The organism is Sphingobacterium pedocola (assembly GCF_015209965.1).
GTDB classification, from domain to species: domain Bacteria; phylum Bacteroidota; class Bacteroidia; order Sphingobacteriales; family Sphingobacteriaceae; genus Sphingobacterium; species Sphingobacterium pedocola.
The window spans coordinates 207978-228958 of record NZ_MU158692.1; the positions used below are offsets into that span (position 1 = coordinate 207978).

Below are 20981 nucleotides of genomic sequence, written 5' to 3' on the forward strand. Positions count from 1 at the left end.
CAAATTGTTGGCCTTTTTTCATGCACAACGAAGATCATTACATACCGATCCGTATTTAGCAATTTACATTACCTTGATTTGTAAAAAAGTTGTATTCAAATCTTCCGCATTTGGATTGTAAAAAAAGATCGTTGATTATTATAACTCCACAATCCTCTCTAAATATCTACCCTCTTCTTTACTATCCTCAAACACGAGCTTTACATGTGTAGGTTTCCCTTTATCCCTAGTCCAATTTGCCACCTTGATTTGAAAAGGTACCGGAACATCTTCTTCCATGAAATAATGAAGATAATTTTGACGATGCGCCAATAAGATCAGCACCCTTCCCATCTTCATGCTATCATATAAATGGAAATCTCCTTTCGAATCGGTGATCTGCGTGGCATAGGTGTTCAACTTAAGCTCCCGTGGATTCCGTTGATATGATATTAAAAACAAATCAACGGTAGCGGTATCTCCTTTTATCGAAAGGGCGACGTTCTTTACATCCACCTGAATTTCATCCACGAGGACCGTTGCAGTATCTATTTCCTGCGCGGACACCAAATGGGTAAATAACATAGAAAAAATACAGTTCCAAATTATCTTTTGCATATTCCTGTTACCTTAAACGATCCGCCGATTTGATAATTTTTTCATCTTTACGAATGCCTCCAACTGCCATTCCCAATAATATAACTGTTATCGGTAGTAAGAAAAACCCAATCCCAATGTTATTAGTTCCAATAGATTGTGAAGTCAGAGAAAGGACATTATTCGCCGTCACTATAAGCCAAACCGAAAATAGAACGACCAGTAAAATTTCTATTAAAACCAACAATACCTGTCGTTTTCTATTCTTGAACTGGAAAATAATATAAATAGGAAATAGACCTAGGACTATCGTCGCTATCATCTGTAATATATTCGAATCTTGTTTTATAGGTTCGCCATTCACAGCGGTATAGGAACCTGTCACATATAATTTTTTCCCTAAGCCTACTAAATCGTTGTAATTTAAATAAGGGAATAAAAATAAGCCAAAAACCGTAATACCAGCTAATAGTAACCATATTGTTTGAATACGTTGTATCATAGAATATCGATATTTTAATTGAACAAACTTAGATAACTTGTCGCTTAAATCCAAGCCTTTGGGCACTCATCTGCCATCAATAACATACTTTTTTAAATAGAAATATAGTATAAACAAAAAAAAGACCATTTGGTTTATTATCAATTCAATCTCGATATCTAAATCATACGTTCATCGTCATTTTTCGTCTTTTAAACTTGCTAGACATTCTAGCGCATTACTAATTTATGTACCTTTGCTTGGTGAAAGGTATGAAACGCTTTTTTTTAGAAATTGCTTACGACGGTACGGCGTATCACGGCTGGCAAATGCAGCCTAATGCTGTATCAGTGCAAGAGAAATTAGACCGAGCTTTACAGACTTTATTGCGCGAAAGAGTAGAAACCATTGGTGCCGGAAGAACGGATACTGGAGTACATGCAAAGCAATTATATGTACACTTTGACAGCGGTAATGCACAACTTATAAATAATCCCGACCGCTTCATACATTCACTTAATGCCGTACTGCCATTCGATATTTCCGTATCACGACTTTTAGAAGTGCCGCCCGAATCACATGCTCGTTTCGATGCATCCGAACGGTCCTATGAATACCATATTCATTTCACAAAAGATCCATTTTTAATCAATAAATCTTGGCAACTCCGCGATCGACCGAATGTGCAAAGAATGAATGAAGCTGCGAAGCTGTTATTGGGAAAAAAGGACTTTGGCTGTTTTAGCAAATCGAACACGCAGGTATTCACGAATATCTGTACGATAACAGAAGCAAAATGGGAAGAAATAGCGGAAAAATTGGTTTTCTGTATTACCGCAGACCGATTTCTGCGTAATATGGTGCGTGCCATTGTTGGAACATTGCTAGAAGTTGGTGCCAAGGGCCAACCAATTTCATTTATAAAAGAAGTGCTCGCCAGCCAAGATCGTTCTAGAGCTGGCACCTCAGTTCCAGCACACGGATTGTATCTCACTCAGATAAAATATCCTTATATTGACCCAATTAAAGAACAACATTGAAAGAAAATAAGATAGTAGGAAAAGCGTACGACGGCAGATTGATCAGTCGGTTAACGAAATATATGCAGCCATATCGTCGTATATTTTGGATATCCGTTATATTGACCGTACTACTGGCTGCTGTTGCACCCGCTCTTCCCCTCCTGATAGAACATACGCTGGATCGTTATATTTTGTCCGCCAACTACACAGGTTTAACCGCGATGCTGATCGTCATGATGCTTTTACTCATCGCACAGACAGTCATACGTTATTTTCATACACTAATGACCAATACATTAGGACAATCGGTCATTCGGGATATCCGGATTCAGGTATTTAATCACATTACCAAACTTAGATTAAAATACTTTGATAATACACCTATTGGAAGGTTGATCACACGGACGATTTCCGATTTAGAAACGATATCAAATATTTTTTCCGAAGGATTAATCCAAATTATAGGGGATTTACTCCAATTAGTCGTAATCCTCGGAGTCATGTTTTATACCGATTGGCGTCTCACTTTAATTGTATTAATCCCTATGCCATTGATGATCGGGGCAACCTACATCTTCAAAGAAGCTATGAAATCTGCTTTTCAATCTGTAAGGCTTTGGGTTTCGAACCTCAACACATTTCTACAGGAGCATATTTCAGGAATGAGTATAATTCAATATTTTGCGAGAGAAGAACAGGAAATCCGAAAATTTAGGGACATCAACAAAGAGCATCGAGATGCGCATATTCGCGCTAACTGGTACTTCTCAATATTCTTTCCAGTTTTAGAGATTATTATTGCAATAGCAACGGGCCTACTGGTATGGTATGGATCGAAACAAATCTTGGGCGATGTCATATCACCCGGGGTCGTAGTGGCCTTTCTGATGTACATCAATATGATTTTCAGGCCTATCCGTGAGCTCATTGATAAATTTAACACGCTTCAAATGGGAATGGTCTCTGCAAAGCGGATATTTGAAGTATTGGATACCGATGAGTCTACTCCCAATGAGGGAACGTACAAGCCCGATCATATCCGTGGTGAGATTGAATTTAGAAACGTTTGGTTTGCCTATAACGATGAAAAATGGATATTAAAAAACATTAACTTTAAAGTACACGCCGGAGAGACGCTGGCACTTGTAGGTGCTACAGGAGCAGGTAAATCCTCTACCATCAATATTTTAAGCCGTTTTTATGAAATCCAAAAAGGAGAAATACTTTTAGATGGTGTAGATATTCGCGCATACGATTTAAACTTTTTACGCAAAACCATCGCTACTGTATTGCAAGATGTATTTCTGTTCTCGGATACAGTTTTGAATAATATTACATTACGTGATCCCGCTATTCAAAAAAAGGATGTCGTAGATGCCGCGAAAAAAGTCGGTGCCTACGATTTTATTATGCGCCTTCCAAATGATTTCAACTATGAAGTACAGGAACGTGGAGCAACGCTTTCCGCAGGACAAGCCCAGCTAGTATCCTTTATTCGTGCACTCGTACATGATCCTAAAATATTAATTCTCGATGAGGCTACCTCTTCTATTGATACGGAGACCGAACAACTAATTCAGTCCGCTATAGATAATTTAATGGAAGGAAGAACTGCTATTGTCATTGCCCATCGGTTATCTACCATTCAAAAGGCAGATAAAATAATCGTACTCGATAAGGGCGAAATTAAAGAAATGGGGTCACATCAGGAGCTTCTTGCGCTAGGCGGACATTATAAAAAACTGTATGATCTGCAGTTTAATTCAATTGGGATTTAATCGTACATTAGAATAGTTTATGCGTTAGCTCCCATCTCTCCTCAATATCTCGTGTCTTGGGTAGAAACTTATTTCCGACAAATAACAAAAACAATCCCTCGCAGGGAAATCCATTGAGGGAGTTGTCATTGAGAAGAGATACAACAAACTAGAAAATAGTGCCTAGCCGGCTCGTTGCATTGGGAAAACGCACAAGCCGCTAGGACTTAATATTGTTAATTTATCAATTGATAAATTTCACGCATATAATAGGCTTCATTTAGTGATCCTGTGAAATCAGCCCATTCGTCTTCTGTGAACGTAAATAAAATTTCATATACCGGGGTAGTGAGCAGTAACCGAGAGTCGCCATCTGGAAATCTGACAAATTCTTCCGACCCTATTTTACTTCTTATCTCACCTAAGAAACTAGTATACTGATTGACATTAAAAGTCAGCAGGAAAGAATTCTGCCATATATAATGACTTTGACATCGACTACAATAACTTATTGTTGTATTTCCTTTGGAACTTAAAATAATGGATTGACACATATACTAATCTTATTTAGATCAAATATAAATAAGATTATTTAAGATGCAAATTTTATTACACAAAAAAGGCAAACTTTTCAGTTTGCCTTTTTTGTGTTTGGGATAATACTTTAATTTAGTCCACGCTTCTTCATCAAATGAATCGGGTTTGGATCTGTCCCACGAAACGTGTGGTACATCTCTGCCGGATTCCCCGTTCCCCCTCTCTCCAAAATATTTTTACGGAATGAGGCTGCAGTGCCTTGATCGTACAGCCCTTTTTCCTTAAACGCTGCAAATGCATCAGAATCCAGTACTTCAGACCAAATATAGCTGTAATAGCCTGCAGAATATCCTCCTGAGAAAATGTGTTGGAAATATGAACTTCTATAGCGCGGAATGATCGCATCTATTAAGCCAATTTTTGCCATAGCTTCTTTTTCAAAAGCATTTACTTCCGCAGTAATCGGAATGGTAGCGGCGTGATAATTCATATCCAACAGAGAGGCAGACAAATACTCTACTGTTGCAAATCCTTGGTCAAACGTACCGGCTTTGTCCATTTTTGCGATTAATGAATCTGGGATTGCTTCACCTGTTTGATAATGTTTTGCATATGTTTTTAGTACTTCTGCATCAGCGGCCCAATTTTCCATGATTTGTGAAGGTAATTCTACAAAATCACGCGGCACCGATGTTCCAGAAAGCGACTTATATTTAACATTGGACAATAAACCATGTAACGCATGGCCAAATTCGTGAAATAGCGTACTTGCCTCGTCAAATGTTAATAGTGCCGGTTGGTCTCCCACTGGTTTTGTAAAATTGCACACAATAGAAATTACGGGTGCTACACGCTGTCCCGCTTCTTTATACTGCTTACGATAAGAAGTCATCCAAGCACCCCCACGTTTTGATTCGCGTGGAAAAAAATCTGCAAATAGCAGTCCAAGGTGCGATCCGTCTTTATCTTTTACTTCGTAGACTTCTACCTCCGGATGGTAGACAGGCACGTTGTTTAGTGCAACGAACGATAAGCCCCATAACTTGCTAGCGGTTACAAATGCGCCTTCGCGTACTGTTGCAAGGCTAAAATATGGCTTGATCTCTGCTTCATTCAACGCGAAACGTTTAACCCTGATTTTTTCGGCATAATATCTCCAGTCGTACGGCGCAACCTCGAATGTATCTTTAGCGACTTCGATCTCCTTTTGAATATCTTCGGCTTCGATCTTAGCCTTCGCCAAAGCAGGAGCCCACAGTTTGTTCAGTAATTCATATACATTTTTTGGATCTGATGCCATCGATTCTTCCAATACGTAAGCTGCATGCGACGGATATCCGAGTAATTTCGCTTTTTCCAATCGCAGGTTTGCAATCTCTACCAACGCTTTTTTATTGTCGTTCATATTTCCGTTGTTACCTCGCACCTGGTAGGCTTCCCAGATTTGTTTACGTAGGTCGCGGTTATCCGCATATTGCAAAAACGGCATAACAGAAGGATTCGAAAGCGTGAACACCCATTTCCCTTCTTTGCCCTTTATTTTGGCCACATCTGCCGCCGCCGAGATTAATCCCTCAGGTAAACCCGCTAGATCTTCCTTTTTATCCACGACCAACTCATACGCGTTGGTCTCGGCCAATAGGTTTTGTCCAAATTGCGTTGTCAAAACCGAAAGATCAGCATTGATCTTCTTAAGCTTTTCCTTATCCGCATCGGATAAATTTGCGCCCGAACGCACAAAGCCTTTATACGTTTCTTCTAGCAATTTAATATCCTCAGCGTCTACACCCAAACTTTCCTTTTTATCGTAGACTTCTTTTATCCGTGCGAAAAGCCTTGGATTAAGCTTAATTTCATCACTATGCGCCGAAAGCACAGGAGCCAAATCCTTAGCAATCGCTTGGATCGTATCGTTTGTGTTTGCTGAATTCAGGTTAAAGAAAACTGTAGATACATTGCTAAGTAGTGCCCCAGCATTCTCCAAGGCTACAATAGTGTTGGTAAAACTGGGTTGGCCTTCATTATTGACAATCTCGTCTATTTCTAGATTATGTCGCTGTAAAGCTTCCACAAAAGCAGGTCGAAAATGTTCATCTTTAATCTGGTCAAACGCAGGAACATCAAAAGGTGTCTCATTATCAACCAATAACGGATTATCTGATTGCTGTGACTCTTGTTCATTGTTACAACCAACAAATATTGAAGCGATTACCAGAAACGGTAAGAAACTTTTTTTATTCATTTCGGATTTATTATTTGTTTGCACTACTAAAATTTCTTGCAAAGGTAAGGATTATTTGAGCAATCCTTTTGCTCCAGCATATTTTTAAAATTTATTCCGTTTTTGTTGTTACTTTTAACTGCAAAAAGCGTCATATAATAAATTTTCAAAATGGGCTCAATAAAACATTTTTTTTGGTGGTGTGCCGGTGTTCACGAAAAAACACTAGTACGCTACCCTGAAGAGCATAGCAAATATGTAAGTATCGGCGCAACAATTTTTTTTACCGGCCTTTTTGCAAGTGTTGCTGGAGGATATGCTTTATATTTTGTATTCAGTGGAAGTCCCAATGCATTATTTTATGCTATCCTATTTGGTTTGATTTGGGGACTAGCCATTTTCAATCTAGACAGATACATCGTATTGAGCATCGACAAAACACAGTCTAGTGGCAAACAATTTTTACAGGCACTGCCACGTATTGTATTGGCGATAATTATCGGATTGGTTATCTCGCGTCCACTTGAACTAAAGATTTTTGACAAAGAAATCAAAGAGCATCTTCGGGTGGAATACCTCAAACAGCAGCGCGCCACTATTGATACGCTGAATAGCACATTTGAAAATAAATACCAAGTAGAATATAGCCAGCTTACCACTTTAAAAAAACAGGCCGATTCGCTAGAAAGTACTATTAAAACTTCACGGCAACAGCTAAATCACGAAATTTTCGGAACGAAGACAGAAGAAACTTCCGGCGTACTAGGCTATGGGCCGTATGCAAAGATGAAGGAAGAAAATCTAAAAAAACAAGAAATTTATTTGGACACCTTAGGCTCGCGCATTCAGACCAAGGAATCTCAATTATTGGATAGAAAAACACATGAAGGTCTGATGGACCAAAAGATATTGTCGGACAAGGGGTTGGATAGCGTAATAAATATCGCTGGATTTGCTGACCGAAACGCGGCTTTGAGCAATCTTCATAAAAATCCAGATGGCACGATAAATGAATCCACTGAATATGCCGTCATTTTCATTGCTCTTCTTTTTATATTTTTTGAATGTTTGCCTGTTTTTGTAAAGCTAATGAGCGGACGGGATACATATGACAACGCAATACTGAGTCAAAAAATCATTAACAATTACGAATCCGACACCAATATTGATATTGAAAAGCAAGCATTAGACAAATTAAATGGGCATCGTACCGACGTAGCGATACAACGCCGTATGGAGAGGTTGAGCGATGAGCATGAGGCGTCGAAATGACTAAAAAAGAAAGATCCTGAAGCGGGGAGCGACAGAATCTTTCAAACCAATTATTAACCTATTACAAATAACGTAAGTTTGCCGCAATTTGTTACAATGGTCATGTCATTTTAACAACTTTTTAACTTTAAGTACACCCAGCAACACATTATCTCAACAATTCCAGCAAATCATTTTTGGATAAATTACTCAACGTGAATGCGTCGTCTGCTTTTACCAGATCTTGAGCGAGTTTGCTTTTGCGTTGTTGAAGATGCCTAATTTTTTCTTCGATCGTATCGGGACAAATCAACCGCACGGCAATTACATTCTTTGTTTGTCCAATCCGATAACTGCGATCTATAGCCTGATTCTCAACAGCAGGATTCCACCAGGGGTCTATTAGATAAACATAATCTGCCTCAGTGAGATTGAGTCCTGTACCTCCTGCTTTTAAGCTTATTAAGAACACCCGTATATCTTCATTGGTCTGAAAATTATTGACCTTTGCTCCTCTATCTTTGGTCTGCCCGGTCAGGTATTCAAAAGGAATGCTGCTATTTTCCAGTTCTGTCCGCATGAGATCCAACATCTCTACAAACTGGGAAAACACCAGGATTTTATGTTCACCGCATTTACTGGTAATCTGTTCCATCAGAACCTCAATTTTAGCGGAGTTGGCACCGGAATATCCCTTTTTCAGCAATACCGGAGAATTACAGATCTGCCGCAAACGGGTAAGCCCAGTTAGCATGTGCATCCCGTTTTCATTAATTTCGGCGTCGTCCGCGGCACATACATACTCCCGCAGCTCCTGTTCATATCTATCGTATATTTCCCGTTGTATTGAATTCATTTCACAAAAGATCACCATTTCGGTCTTTTCAGGTAATTCTTTGGCAACCTGTTTTTTCGTACGACGCAACACAAAAGGTTGGATCTTCTTCTGCAATTCGAGCGCCCTCTCCTTATGTTGAAACTTGTCGATAGGAAAAGCATAAACGTCTCTGAAATAAGATTTGCTCCCCAACAAGCCCGGACAGGCAAAGGAAAGTTGTCCAAACATATCAAAGGTATTGTTTTCAATCGGTGTGCCGGTAAGTACTATTCTGTTTCTGGATTGTAGCAAACATGCCGCTTTATAGCGCTCGGAATCCGGATTTTTGATAGCTTGCGACTCATCGAGAAAAATGTAGTTGAACCGAAATTCCTTTAAAAAACGGATATCCGAAAGCAGCATACCATAAGTAGTCAGTATCATCTCATATTCGTGCATTCCCTTGTCTCTATTTCTATCCGGACCATAATGCACGCTTACTTTTAACGAAGGGGCAAATTTTGCAACCTCTTCCTGCCAGTTGGAAAGCAGCGAGGTAGGCACAATGATGAGATTGGTATTATGGGTGAGCTTATCGCGCTGTGAAAGGATGAAAGCAATAACCTGTATTGTCTTTCCCAACCCCATATCGTCTGCCAAACAACCACCAAAGTTAAACTGATCAAGCAGACTCAACCAATTCAGGCCTTCCCGCTGGTAGTTTCTCAAAGTCGCCTGCAGATCGGCAGGAACGGGTACCTCCACAAGTGGGGCTCCTTCTAGAAAATGCTGCGTATAATCCGCTAATTCGGTCTGAACCTCTTCGCTCAGCATTTCTTTCTCAAACAAATCAGCAATCGCCGTAAAATTGACTTTCGGGATATTGATCAGCTCCCTATCTATATTTCCTGCTTGAAAATAGTACGAAATTCTCTGCATCCATTCCTCGGGCAACAGGCCCTGTGTTCCATCGTCCAATTGTACAAATTTGCGCTTGTGCCTAATCGCCTTATGCAATTGTTTTAAAGACGCCCGTTGTTTACCAAAGCTTACCTTTAAATGGACATTGAACCAATCTACGCCGCTGATGACTTCTATATGCACCCTGGCTTTATGAGAATTCAAAGCGGTGATTTTAAGATCATTGAATCCTAAGATAGTCACCCTACTCCGCCTCCATGTTTCAAAGGCATCCAAAAACCAACCGTCATTCAAGAAGATATCTTTATGCAGGTAAAAATACTCGTGTTCCTGCAGCTGCTCTTTAAAATCAGCGTGCTGTTGCATGATCAAGATTGTAAGTTGCAATTCGGCTGCCTGATCGCGCTGCACCTGAAACGGATTCCCATTCTGGTCGCTGTCAAACAACTGCTGTCGCGAATAAACAGGCACTTCGATTATACCATACCGCATAACGGGCGTGATAGAAATATAACTGCCTTCTTGATGCAAATAGACAACTTGCTCTCTTTGATAACTTTTCTCCGTTAATTCAACAGCTGTAGCTGCTCTAATGTAACTGTAGTTGATCCGGATACGCTGTCCCAAGGCGGAGAGAACGGTCTGGAGAAATTCGTCATATTTAGAAGAATGTACCAATAATTCCTCATTATTACGCTTAAAGAACTTAATCACCCGAAGTTGATCGGGGTCACCTATCAAACTCATTCTATTATCTTGTACGACAAAGTACTCATTTCGAATGATCACATTTTTGAAAGGTACTGTAGCATCATTAAATATTAGGTGTCCAGTAATTTCGTAAAACGGTTCCTTTTTAAAGACATGCAATTCTATTTCAGCTTGCAGCATGTCGATTTCGATAGGTACAATGGATTTTGCGGTTACTTTTTCCGATATGCTTTTATCGTGGTAATACGTATCCAGCCCCAGTGGATTCTGTACAATGATTTTTAGTGCGTCGTATCCAGCCTCATCAATTTCCGTTGTATAATTATATTGGAAAGCACTAACCGCACTATAAAATTTAACGTGTAGTATATCTTGGGATTTCCATATTAGCTGCTTGGCATCGACAAGTGTCAGCGGATTTTTGACCTTGCCCGATCGGGTTTCTTCGCCTTCCATTACCTGAATGCTCAGATGATGATAAAATCGATGTTTGCTGATTACAAGGATCTGTTTTTTCCCGGTATCCCGAAGGGCAAGCGCTACTACCTTGGATCTACGTCGCGGTAAAAGTTGTTGCGTAAATACGGTTGTATCATGTTTCAGCAGTTGTTTTAACTTGGGCTCTATATCCACTAGCCCACCTTGATATATAAACTCAAAATAAACATCCAAGTCAGTTTCATTTTCCAGCCCGTATCCTTTAGCAACAGGTAGTAAGGTCTGTCGACGGAGAATACGGTCGAAAAAGAGGCGAAAATGTTTCTGTGCTAAAATGCATAAAATAATTTCGGCTTGGTGTGGGCAAAGAAAAAAACTATTTGGGTAATCACAGGAGCAGGAGGTCACCAACGACGTACCTACCTGACTTACTGCTACTTTTGGAAATACTACTGCAGAGGTTGTCTTGGAAAAAACACCTGCATTGATTTCAAGTGCGAGCGGATAAATGGATCCGAAATCCCGCGTATCTAACGAAACGACCGATTGAACGTGTTTCAATAGGCCAGTGTAAGATAGTTTGTGTATATCCGTATCGTGTAATATGTATTCGTGTAACGATTCACGCATGCCTGGCATCTCTTCTTATCCTAAAATTCGCACGCAAGATACATTCCCACATGCGAGCAACCGCAAGTTCGCTAAAATATTGATTTTTCTACTATTTGCAAACATGAAACTATCCTGACTTTTTCACCTAAAAAGTTAAAATATTAAATTATAATTTTACCTCGCGAAAGCAAATGCCGGGATTGTTTGTTTTTATGGTACATAGATACCCTAGAAGCGTTCATAATGGTCGGGATGCCTAAGTGTGATAGCTAGGTGTTCATCATGTTAATACGATATAGACAATGAAAAACAGTGTACTTCTCTTTGGTGTAGGACTACTAATGCTGCTAACAGGTTGTAAAAAAGCCTTCCAATACTCGCTATTGGAAGTTAGACCTTTGGCTCGCGATCTAAACTCAAAGGCCATTGATAAAATCAACTCCCTTCCACAGAAAAGCACCTTCACTTTTTTGGTCATCTCGGATACCCAGATTGCCTTGGGTGAGCTCAAAGATTTTGTAAAATATGCTAACAAGCATTATCAAAATGATGAAATTGCCTTTGTACTGCATGGTGGTGATATTACGGACTTTGGTGCAAACTATGAATATAATGACTACTACAACGACATTAAAAAACTAAAATTCCCTACTATCGCTACTATCGGCAATCATGATATGCTTGGTAATGGATCGGAAATATATAGACAATATTTCGGACCCGACAACTTCACATTTCGGTATGCAAAGAACACATTTATTGTCTTTAATTCTAATTCAAGGGAACGAGGATTCGATGGTACGCTACCCAACGAGGAGTGGATCACCCAACAGCTCCAAAATACTGACGCAGAGCAGACGGATAACATCTTCTTCCTTTCACATGTAGCTCCCATGTCTACCGATTTCGACCCCAATAAAGTGGATTCGTTTACCAAGATGCTCGCTTCTACAGATAAAGCACGCCTTTCTATTCATGGGCATACTCATGTCTTTTTCTATGACGAACCCTATAATGACGGCATGCAGTATCTCGTCGCCCCTTCTCTGGAAAAACGTTCGTTCATCGAAATAACCGTTCAGCACCAATCTGTTTCTATCAATCCTATCTACTACTAATGAAAGTAAACATTTTATTACTCCTTCTATTCACCGCACTCGCACAGGCTTCTCTTGGTCAGGATACGCTTCGAAAGCATAATCTACCCTACAAGATCATGCCCCACAGCATCAAGCTTCAATACGCTGGAAATATTGGTATGTTTTCGACAGGTATTGGTTATGAATCGCCCAACAAACGTTGGAAAGGTGATCTGTTATATGGATTTGTACCTCGTAAATACTCTGGCACGGAACCTATCCACTCCCTGACCGTTAAAGGTAAATATAGTACCCTGCATCGAGAATACAGTGAAGGGATTCAAGTGGAGTGGCTCCAGATGGGTTTGTGGATTAATTATGCATTAAATGAGGATTTTTTCTTCACCCTGCCGGATTACTATGAGCCGAATTATTATCTGATCCGTCCGGGATTAAACATCGGCGGCTTTTTAGGAGGTGAGGCGCGCTATAAAAATTGGGGGCTTTATTATGAGGTGGGTACGACGGACAAATATTTGATCCATTTTATTAAAAATTTCAGATCGGTACAGTTTAACCATATTGTAAGTGCAGGTATCGGATTGGCATTCTATTTAAAGCCTTAGGTATTATTTTCCGGAGCATCCATCTTGCCTTCCCCTACTTGATTCGACAACTAATATACTTAAAAAAGCGTTGTCGCTTCCGAAAAGTAGTTAATGTTAAACAAATGTTAAATATACATTTATTTTGGCTTTTTGTTTTGTCCTTAAAAAAAACCACCTTATATTTGTGTCATCATAATTTAGGTTTATAATTGGTTAGTAAAGGTTTTCATTCTCCCCGTTTGAAAACCTTTCTTTTTTTCAGAAAGTATCTATATTATCCGTTTTGGCTTATTTATCCTGTTCCGTGGCCAATCGCCGTATATAGTCATAATAGCTGCCCTTCACTTCGGACAATCGCTGCAATACCTCATCTTTATATATCCACTTCTTAAAGAGTGCGATTTCCTCCAGGCATGCGACCTTAAGGGAAGTTCGTTTTTCAATCGTTTTAACAAATTCCGTAGCTTCGGACAGAGATTCGTGTGTACCGGTATCCAACCAGGCAAATCCACGTCCCAATAATTGCACCTGCAATTTCTCCTGCGATAGGAAGGTCTGATTGACGGTAGTTATTTCAAGTTCTCCTCTTGCAGATGGTCGCACGTTCGCAGCGATCTGTACTACTTCGTTGGGATAGAAGTACAAGCCAACTACTGCGTAATGGGACTTGGGCTTAATGGGCTTTTCTTCAATACTGAGTACTTGTCCGCTATCATCAAATTCCGCCACACCGTAGCGTTCAGGGTCTTCTACATAATATCCAAAAATTACAGCTTCCCTGCTTTTGGAAACTGTTTCTTGTGCGGCTTGTAAAAGATTTTGTAGCCCTGCTCCATAAAATATATTGTCGCCGAGTATCAAACAAACGTCATCACTACCTATGAAATCTTTCCCGATGATAAATGCTTGTGCTAGCCCTTCAGGGTTAGGCTGCTCGGCATATTGTAATGTTATGCCGTATAACGATCCGTTTCCTAAAAGGCGCTGAAAATTAGGTAGATCCTGAGGCGTAGAAATAATCAATATTTCCCGGATACCGGCCAACATGAGAATAGAAAGGGGATAATAAATCATTGGTTTATCGTAAACCGGCAGTAGCTGCTTACTTATGACCAATGTGAGCGGATGTAAACGTGTCCCCGCCCCCCCTGCTAATATTATTCCTTTCATTATTTTTCTGTTATAACCTTCTTAACTCTTCAACTTTATTAACATTCTTTCAAGTGACGATCTCCAATCCGAAATTTCTATTCCAAATGTATTTTTAATTTTTGATTTGTCCAAAAGTGAGTATGCTGGCCTTTTAGCCGCAGTAGGATAAGCGGAAGTGGAAATGGCATCAATCTGGCAGTTTAGTCTTTGTATATCCCGGATGGCAACTGCAAAATCATACCATGAAATTTGTCCTTCATTGGAATAATGATAAATTCCAGCTATCCACTTGCCGGAATCAATAATGTAAACAATGATCTGCGCCAAATCATAAGCGTAGGTGGGGGAACCAATCTGATCATTGATCACGGAAATTCCTTCTTGTTCGGACATCAACCGCAACATCGTTTTTACAAAATTTGTGCCGTATGTGGAATAAACCCAAGACGTACGAATAATTATCGCTTCGGGATACCATTTGAGAATAGCCTGCTCTCCTTTCCATTTTGTCAGTCCATATACATTGAGAGGATCTACGGTGGCGTCTTCTCGTAGTGCTACAGAAGAATTTCCATCAAACACATAATCCGTAGAGATGGCGAGGAGTTTCGTTTCATTCAATCGACAATATTGCGCTATCTCTTCTGTGGCGAGATAGTTAATCTTATTTGCTAACTCTTGCTCTGCCTCCGCTTTATCCACAGCAGTATAGGCTGCAGTGTGTATAATCACATTGGGTTGATAAGTACCCAGGATATCCTGGATAATCGCGGTCTGATCCAAAGGCAATTGTTTACGATTTAGAAAATAACATTCGTAGTTCGTATTGTCCTTTAATATGTCTTGTAGTTCCGAGCCCAACTGTCCATTGGAGCCTGTAATTAATATTCTCATTCCTTCGTTGTTCACCTCTATAGTTGACAAAGTTAAAAAAGGATAAAGTATATCACCTTTACCTTATTCTCCAAACACTTCTTTAAAACTCGGTAAAGCTTTATCCTTATCAGATATCGTTAATTCTTCATGTGGCAATATCCAATCTATCCCTAAAGTGGGATCATTATATTTGACGCCGTGCTCCGATGTGCTGTTGTAAAAATTGTCACATTTATAAAAGAATTCGACGGTATCGGACAGCGCCACAAATCCGTGTAGAAGTCCGCGTGGGACAAATAGTTGCAAATTATTCTCTCCGGATAGCTTAACAGCATAGTGTTGTCCGAAAGTTGATGATCGCGGGCGCGCATCTACCACAATATCCAACACTTCGCCACTTAGTACGCGTACCAACTTAGCTTGGGCGTGTTCTCCAGCTTGCGAATGCAACCCGCGCAATACGCCTTTGGTGGAGTAAGACTGGTTATCTTGTACAAATTGAGTTTCTGTACCCGTCAATTCATTAAATGTACGCGCATTGAAACTTTCAAAGAAGTATCCCCTGCTGTCGGTATATTTTGTAGGTTCGAGGATATAACAACCATTTAGATTTGTATTCGTAATTTTCATTTATGATCGAGTTAAAAAGGTTGAGAACGTTCCTCATGCGCGATACTGCTCTTCGTAATACTTCTGGTAAGCTCCAGATGTTACGTTGTTTAACCATTCTTTATTATTCAGAAACCAATCTATTGTAATGCTTAAGCCTTCTTCGAAAGTTACGGAAGGTTTGTAACCCAGTTCTTGATTAATCTTCGTAGCATCTATCGCGTACCGAAGATCGTGCCCCGGACGGTCTTTTACAAAAGTAATCAATCGATTGGCTGTACCTACCGGACGATTTAGTTTCTCATCCAGCTGTTTGCAAAGTTCATTTACAAGGTCGATATTTTGCCACTCGTTAAAGCCTCCGATGTTATAAGAATCGCCTTCCTTACCTTTGTGAAATACCAGGTCAATCGCCTTAGCATGATCTATTACAAAAAGCCAGTCCCGAGTATATTTACCGTCGCCATATATGGGCAACGCCTTATTATTTAATATATTGTGAATACATAGCGGGATCAGTTTTTCGGGAAAGTGATTAGGGCCATAATTATTTGAACAGTTGGTCAAAACAACAGGTAAACCATAAGTATCATAATAGGCACGTACAAAATGGTCAGATGCTGCCTTTGAAGCAGAGTAGGGAGAATGGGGATCGTATTTAGTATCCTCCGTAAAAAGACCAATATTGCCCAATGCTCCATACACCTCATCCGTAGACACATGATGAAAACGTTTATCTTTTTCCCTACCTCTCCAAAGTTCTTTTGCGGCATTCAGCAGATTGACCGTTCCGACTACATTGGTCATGACAAAAGCGGAAGGATTAACAATAGACCGGTCGACGTGGGATTCTGCCGCCAAATGAATGACACCATCGGGTTTGAATGTAGTAAAGATCTGATTTACGGCTTCGACGTTAGCGATATCTGCCTTGACAAAAGTATAGTTAGGATAATCCTGAATATCTTTAAGGTTCTCAAGATTTCCGGCGTAGGTCAACGCATCGAGGTTAACAACTCGGTATGTAGGATATTTCTTTACAAATTCACGCACAACATGGGAGCCGATAAAACCGGCGCCTCCTGTAATTAAAATGGTTTTATTCATTTACTTCATTTAATCTTCGCCGGTGGCAATCTGTTGCATACTACAGCAACGGCGAATTATGGTGTTCCAATTCTTCATACAAGTGCTTAACATCCTGTGACGAGCGTTTATCCACAACCAATATGGCATCATCCGTATGGACAAGAATAGTGTTGTCTACCCCTAAAAAAGAAACATATTTTTCGGTGCCAATGACCATGTTGCCACTACCGTCGACTTGGTGTCCTTTTACTTTGAGGTAATCGTACAAGGAGTCAAACGATCCCATATCAGACCAAATAAAATTGGAAGGGATGACCTTAATACGTTCACTACGTTCCATTACAGCATAATCAATACTTTTTGAGGGTATCTTAGCTGAAAGATCTGCTGAGAACACGCCTTCTTGTGCGGACTCATATACTTCCTTAGACGCCCGGAATACTTTAGGTTCAAAACGGAACAATTCTTCAAGATAAATGGACGCCTTAAAACAAAATATCCCCGAATTCCATAAGAAGTTCCCTTTTTTCAAAAATTCCTTTGCAGTATCTTCATTGGGTTTTTCCCGAAATGAAAGCACGTCATTTCCTTGATATTCGATATAACCATATCCAGTCTCTGGACGTGTAGGTTGGATCCCGAAGGTCACTAAAAACCCGTCTTCTGCATATTTTACACCTTGACGCATAATATTTTCATACGCTTCCTGATTTTCGATCAAATGATCCGATGGTGTAACGATCAGGATGTCATCTGGATCGCATGCCAGTGCCGCAAAAGCAATCGCCGCAGCGGTGTTACGAGGTGCTGCCTCGACTATTGTATGACTCGTCGCTGTGGGGAGGAATTCCCTAGCTAAGTCTACATTTTTGATTCCACCTACCATGAGGGTCTTATCTGTGACCGCCTGATTTCGGTCTACCGTTAATTCAAACAGGGATCGCCCTTCAAACAAAGGAATATATTGTTTGGGCTTTGACTTACGAGACAAAGGCCATAGACGCGATCCCACGCCTCCAGACAATATTACATTAACAACAGATGCCATATATTTATTTTCATAGATATCTAAATGATTAAAGAATCAGCTGCTCTATCTTGATGGAGATATAATAACGCACTTGCACGAGCATCGGATAGCGCATCATGATGGTCTAATGGAATGCCCATTACCTGACAACACATACTTAATTTTGTTTTTAAGAAACCCTTTGATCTGTAAATATTGCTGGTGCAATCCCATTTTTCAGGTAGATCTAAGGTTTTGTAATTCAACCCATAAAATTTCATCGTTCGTTGTAACACCGATCGGTCAAAAAGTTCATTATGTGCAACCATTTTTTGGTTGCATAACAAAGGTTCTAACTGTGGAAATAATTCTTTGAAAGTAGGTGCATTCAGGGTATCTTTTGCTTTAATACCATGAACCCGCGTAGTTTGCCACATGTATTTGTTCTGTGGAGGATGTACTAAACTGTAGAATTCATTAACGATTTTCCCATCCACAACATTCACAATCCCCACAGAGCACACACTCACATAATCGGAGGTAGCTAATTCAAAATCTATTGCGGTAAATGTTTCCATGTTGAACAAAGTTAACAATTTGATATTAGATATTAGATTTTAGTCTTGAGATATTGGATTTGTTCTTAATCCCCCTGTCTTTAGGCTAATACCCATATTTATCTTTCCATTTCTCTTTTAGCGACTGCCGAAGCTTATCTTCAGCACTGTTTTTGCCAGGATTATACAATTTTGTACTAGTTAGCGTATCGGGCATATATTCTTGGTCCACAAAATTGCCTACAAATCCGTGTGCATATTTATATTCAACGCCATAGTTTAGCTCTTTCATTAATTTGGTAGGCGCGTTCCTGAGGTGTAGTGGAACAGACAGATCCCCGGTCTGCTTCACCAGCGCCTGGGCTTTGTTGATCGCGTCGTATGAAGCATTGCTCTTGGCCGAACTCGCTAGGTAAGTAACTGTTTGCGAAAGAACAATCCGGGATTCTGGCCAACCTATTACATTGACGGCCTGAAAACAGTTATTGGCTAACAGTAGGGCATTTGGATTAGCATTGCCAATATCTTCGGAAGCCAAGATTAACAGTCGCCGTGCGATAAAGGATGGATCTTCACCACCTTCTATCATTCGTGCCAACCAATATACAGCAGCATTTGGATCAGAACCCCGAATGGATTTAATAAAAGCCGAAATGATATCGTAATGCTGTTCGCCTGTTTTATCATAGCGCGCCATATTTTGTTGTACCTGTTGCAATACGAAATCATTTGTAATGGTCTTACCGTATGGAACGGCAGCATTCACAACAAGCTCAAATACATTCAACAAACGTCGGGCATCTCCCCCCGATATACGAATCAACGCATCAAATTCTTCAATCTTTATGTTGTCATTTTTCAAGAACTCATCTTCCTCAATGGCTTTCTGAATCAACGAAATTAGATCCTTCTCACTTAAATTTTCTAATACATAAACCTGACAGCGGGAAAGTAATGCTGAAATCACTTCAAAAGACGGGTTCTCTGTTGTAGCACCGATAAGTGTGACCAGTCCTTTTTCGACCGCGCCCAATAGCGAATCTTGCTGGGATTTTGAAAATCGATGTATCTCATCGATAAAAAGAATTGGTTGCTCTTGGTTGAAATTCATCAGTTGCTCGGCTTTATCGATCACTTCTCTCACATCCTTCACCCCCGATTTAATGGCGCTTAAACTGAAAAAAGGTCGCTCCAATTCTTTAGCAATCAGAAAAGCCAAACTTGTTTTCCCAACTCCCGGAGGTCCCCAAAGTATCATGGAAGGAATATTTTGCTGCGCTATTGCATTACGAAGGATGGCATCATTGCCTACAATATGCTGCTGACCTACGTAATCGCTTAGAGTCTTAGGACGTAATCGTTCTGCTAATGGAATTCGTGTAACCATACATACAAACTTAAGTGATTTTTTGACGAAACTCAAATAGGAAGGCTTCGGTGGGCCGAAAAGAATATTACACGCACTTGTAAATTACGAATTCTATTTTTGATTAGGTATTCGTGAATACAAAGCATTTTACTTAAGTTTGATAAAATCGTCATATGCAAAGATCATTTTTCACCATCTTTATATCTACATTAACGTCTATTTTTCAAATAGATGCCTCAATTGCCCAGCGTAAAGAAGCTGTACTCGATCCAGCTGGATTTGTTACAAAATATAATACATCATTCGCGGGAATAGGGCCGAAAGTATATGTATTGCCTGCCCCCCGAACAAAGGAAGAAATGCTCAGAGATACATTTGCAGAAATTCTATCGTTTCAAGACAGTATACAACAGGCTATTATTTATCAACGTCTGGTGTCTGATTTCAAATCGACCAATAATGAGGGCTTGGTAAAAACAATCGTCAACCCGCTACCGCAAGATGAACTTACCTGGAACACAGTAATTGAGAGAAATATACAACAAGAAAACTACGGTATTGCGTACGGATTACTTAACGAATATGCTAATCAGTCGTTATCCATAGAACAGATTAACCGAGCTATCAGTCTATTGGAAAGCGCCCTACAACATGCAAATAAACAACAAAACATACACGATCGTGGAATTATTCAATCCAACCTTTCGTCCTTATTAATTTATTCTAAGAAGTTTATAGAAGCTGGTAATTATGAAGAAGCATATTATCAACAAGCGGTAAAGGATAAGAGTATAGTGGAGCAGGCCGAATCGCTGGTTAAAATCGCGAAAATTCAAGCGCAGGATAAGGATTTCAAATCCGCGGAAAACACCATTATCCGAAAAGCCATCCCATTGTTTAATAGAAGTAAACATTACGAAGGGAAAATACTGGCCTGGCAGGAGTTGGCTAGCATTTACCAGATGCAAAACAAACATACTGAAGCACAGTGGTTTTTGATACAGGCGCGTGATCTGGCCGAGACAAAAAAATTCCCGAATGAACTCGCCGAGATAGAGTACATGCTGGCTTCGTCCAAATTCATACAAAAAAACTATAGTGTCGCCAAAAAAGAGCTAGACAGAGCGAATAACCTTGCCCGTAAAGAGAATAACAAGTTGTTGCAGTTGGCCATCGTCGAAAAACTGGGTCGTATCAACATGATCCAGCACAACACCGATGATGCCGCAGAGAATCTGGAACATTATTGGGCGTTAAGAGCAGAGCTTTTTTTGAGATAACTGTTTTTT

General features: G+C 40.0%; 18 protein-coding genes. 6 read left to right on the plus strand and 12 right to left on the minus strand.

The features are described from left to right. Positions 1 to 138: 138 nt before the first annotated feature. The gene (locus C4F40_RS19085; protein WP_196941015.1) at positions 139 to 597 is read right to left on the minus strand and encodes a hypothetical protein; all 459 of its coding nucleotides are present in this window, start codon (positions 595 to 597) and stop codon (positions 139 to 141) included. 7 nt (positions 598 to 604) lie between these two features. Next, positions 605 to 1078 (minus strand): DUF4293 domain-containing protein, encoded by a 474-nt coding sequence (locus C4F40_RS19090; protein ID WP_196941016.1) that lies wholly within the window; start codon positions 1076 to 1078, stop codon positions 605 to 607. A 251-nt stretch (positions 1079 to 1329) separates the two neighbouring features. On the opposite strand from C4F40_RS19090, the gene truA reads away from it, so the two are divergent. Both truA and C4F40_RS19100 read left to right on the plus strand, forming a co-directional pair. Continuing rightward, positions 1330 to 2097: a tRNA pseudouridine(38-40) synthase TruA gene (truA, locus tag C4F40_RS19095; protein WP_196941017.1), complete on the plus strand. Its 768-nt coding sequence runs from the start codon at positions 1330 to 1332 to the stop codon at positions 2095 to 2097. A gap of 62 nt (positions 2098 to 2159) precedes the next feature. After that, complete coding sequence (locus C4F40_RS19100; protein WP_390881663.1) at positions 2160 to 3857, plus strand: ABC transporter ATP-binding protein; 1698 nt, start codon at positions 2160 to 2162, stop codon at positions 3855 to 3857. Positions 3858 to 4072: 215 nt separating this feature from the next. On the opposite strand, the gene C4F40_RS19105 is transcribed toward C4F40_RS19100, so the two are convergent. Together C4F40_RS19105 and C4F40_RS19110 are read right to left on the minus strand one after the other, a co-directional pair. After that, positions 4073 to 4390, minus strand: coding sequence for a hypothetical protein (locus C4F40_RS19105; protein WP_196941019.1), 318 nt, complete (start codon positions 4388 to 4390; stop codon positions 4073 to 4075). A gap of 110 nt (positions 4391 to 4500) precedes the next feature. After that, on the minus strand, positions 4501 to 6615 hold the full coding sequence (locus C4F40_RS19110) for a M3 family metallopeptidase (RefSeq protein WP_196941020.1): 2115 nt from the start codon (positions 6613 to 6615) through the stop codon (positions 4501 to 4503). Between the two features lie 150 nt (positions 6616 to 6765). Here C4F40_RS19110 and C4F40_RS19115 point away from each other — a divergent pair, with 150 nt between their 5' ends. Beyond that, positions 6766 to 7866 (plus strand): DUF4407 domain-containing protein, encoded by a 1101-nt coding sequence (locus tag C4F40_RS19115; protein ID WP_196941021.1) that lies wholly within the window; start codon positions 6766 to 6768, stop codon positions 7864 to 7866. Between the two features lie 148 nt (positions 7867 to 8014). Here the strand turns inward: C4F40_RS19115 and C4F40_RS19120 are convergent, their stop codons facing one another. Beyond that, on the minus strand, positions 8015 to 11362 hold the full coding sequence (locus C4F40_RS19120) for a DEAD/DEAH box helicase (RefSeq protein WP_231390141.1): 3348 nt from the start codon (positions 11360 to 11362) through the stop codon (positions 8015 to 8017). A 284-nt stretch (positions 11363 to 11646) separates the two neighbouring features. Here C4F40_RS19120 and C4F40_RS19125 point away from each other — a divergent pair, with 284 nt between their 5' ends. Both C4F40_RS19125 and C4F40_RS19130 read left to right on the plus strand, forming a co-directional pair. Continuing rightward, entirely contained in the window at positions 11647 to 12462 is an 816-nt protein-coding gene (locus C4F40_RS19125; protein ID WP_196941023.1) for a metallophosphoesterase family protein, read from the plus strand. Next, a complete protein-coding gene (locus C4F40_RS19130; RefSeq protein WP_196941024.1) occupies positions 12462 to 13049 on the plus strand; it encodes a hypothetical protein in 588 nt (195 codons plus the stop codon). Before C4F40_RS19125 ends, C4F40_RS19130 begins: the two co-directional genes overlap by 1 nt. Positions 13050 to 13319: 270 nt before the next feature. Here the strand turns inward: C4F40_RS19130 and rfbA are convergent, their stop codons facing one another. The 7 genes from rfbA to C4F40_RS19165 all read right to left on the minus strand — a co-directional run bounded on the left by rfbA (position 13320) and on the right by C4F40_RS19165 (position 19710). Next, entirely contained in the window at positions 13320 to 14201 is an 882-nt protein-coding gene (rfbA, locus tag C4F40_RS19135; protein WP_196941025.1) for a glucose-1-phosphate thymidylyltransferase RfbA, read from the minus strand. 21 nt (positions 14202 to 14222) lie between these two features. After that, a complete protein-coding gene (gene rfbD / locus C4F40_RS19140) occupies positions 14223 to 15077 on the minus strand; it encodes a dTDP-4-dehydrorhamnose reductase (RefSeq protein ID WP_196941026.1) in 855 nt (284 codons plus the stop codon). A 63-nt stretch (positions 15078 to 15140) separates the two neighbouring features. Further along, positions 15141 to 15689, minus strand: coding sequence for a dTDP-4-dehydrorhamnose 3,5-epimerase (rfbC, locus tag C4F40_RS19145; protein WP_196941027.1), 549 nt, complete (start codon positions 15687 to 15689; stop codon positions 15141 to 15143). Between the two features lie 33 nt (positions 15690 to 15722). Then, positions 15723 to 16775, minus strand: coding sequence for a dTDP-glucose 4,6-dehydratase (rfbB, locus tag C4F40_RS19150; protein ID WP_196941028.1), 1053 nt, complete (start codon positions 16773 to 16775; stop codon positions 15723 to 15725). Positions 16776 to 16815: 40 nt separating this feature from the next. Beyond that, positions 16816 to 17805, minus strand: coding sequence for a mannose-1-phosphate guanylyltransferase (locus C4F40_RS19155; protein WP_196941029.1), 990 nt, complete (start codon positions 17803 to 17805; stop codon positions 16816 to 16818). A gap of 20 nt (positions 17806 to 17825) precedes the next feature. Then, on the minus strand, positions 17826 to 18344 hold the full coding sequence (locus tag C4F40_RS19160) for a 3'-5' exonuclease (protein WP_196941030.1): 519 nt from the start codon (positions 18342 to 18344) through the stop codon (positions 17826 to 17828). Between the two features lie 85 nt (positions 18345 to 18429). Further along, positions 18430 to 19710: a replication-associated recombination protein A gene (locus C4F40_RS19165; protein ID WP_196941031.1), complete on the minus strand. Its 1281-nt coding sequence runs from the start codon at positions 19708 to 19710 to the stop codon at positions 18430 to 18432. A gap of 155 nt (positions 19711 to 19865) precedes the next feature. Here C4F40_RS19165 and C4F40_RS19170 point away from each other — a divergent pair, with 155 nt between their 5' ends. After that, positions 19866 to 20972, plus strand: coding sequence for a tetratricopeptide repeat protein (locus C4F40_RS19170; RefSeq protein WP_196941032.1), 1107 nt, complete (start codon positions 19866 to 19868; stop codon positions 20970 to 20972). The last annotated feature ends 9 nt before the right edge of the window (positions 20973 to 20981 follow it).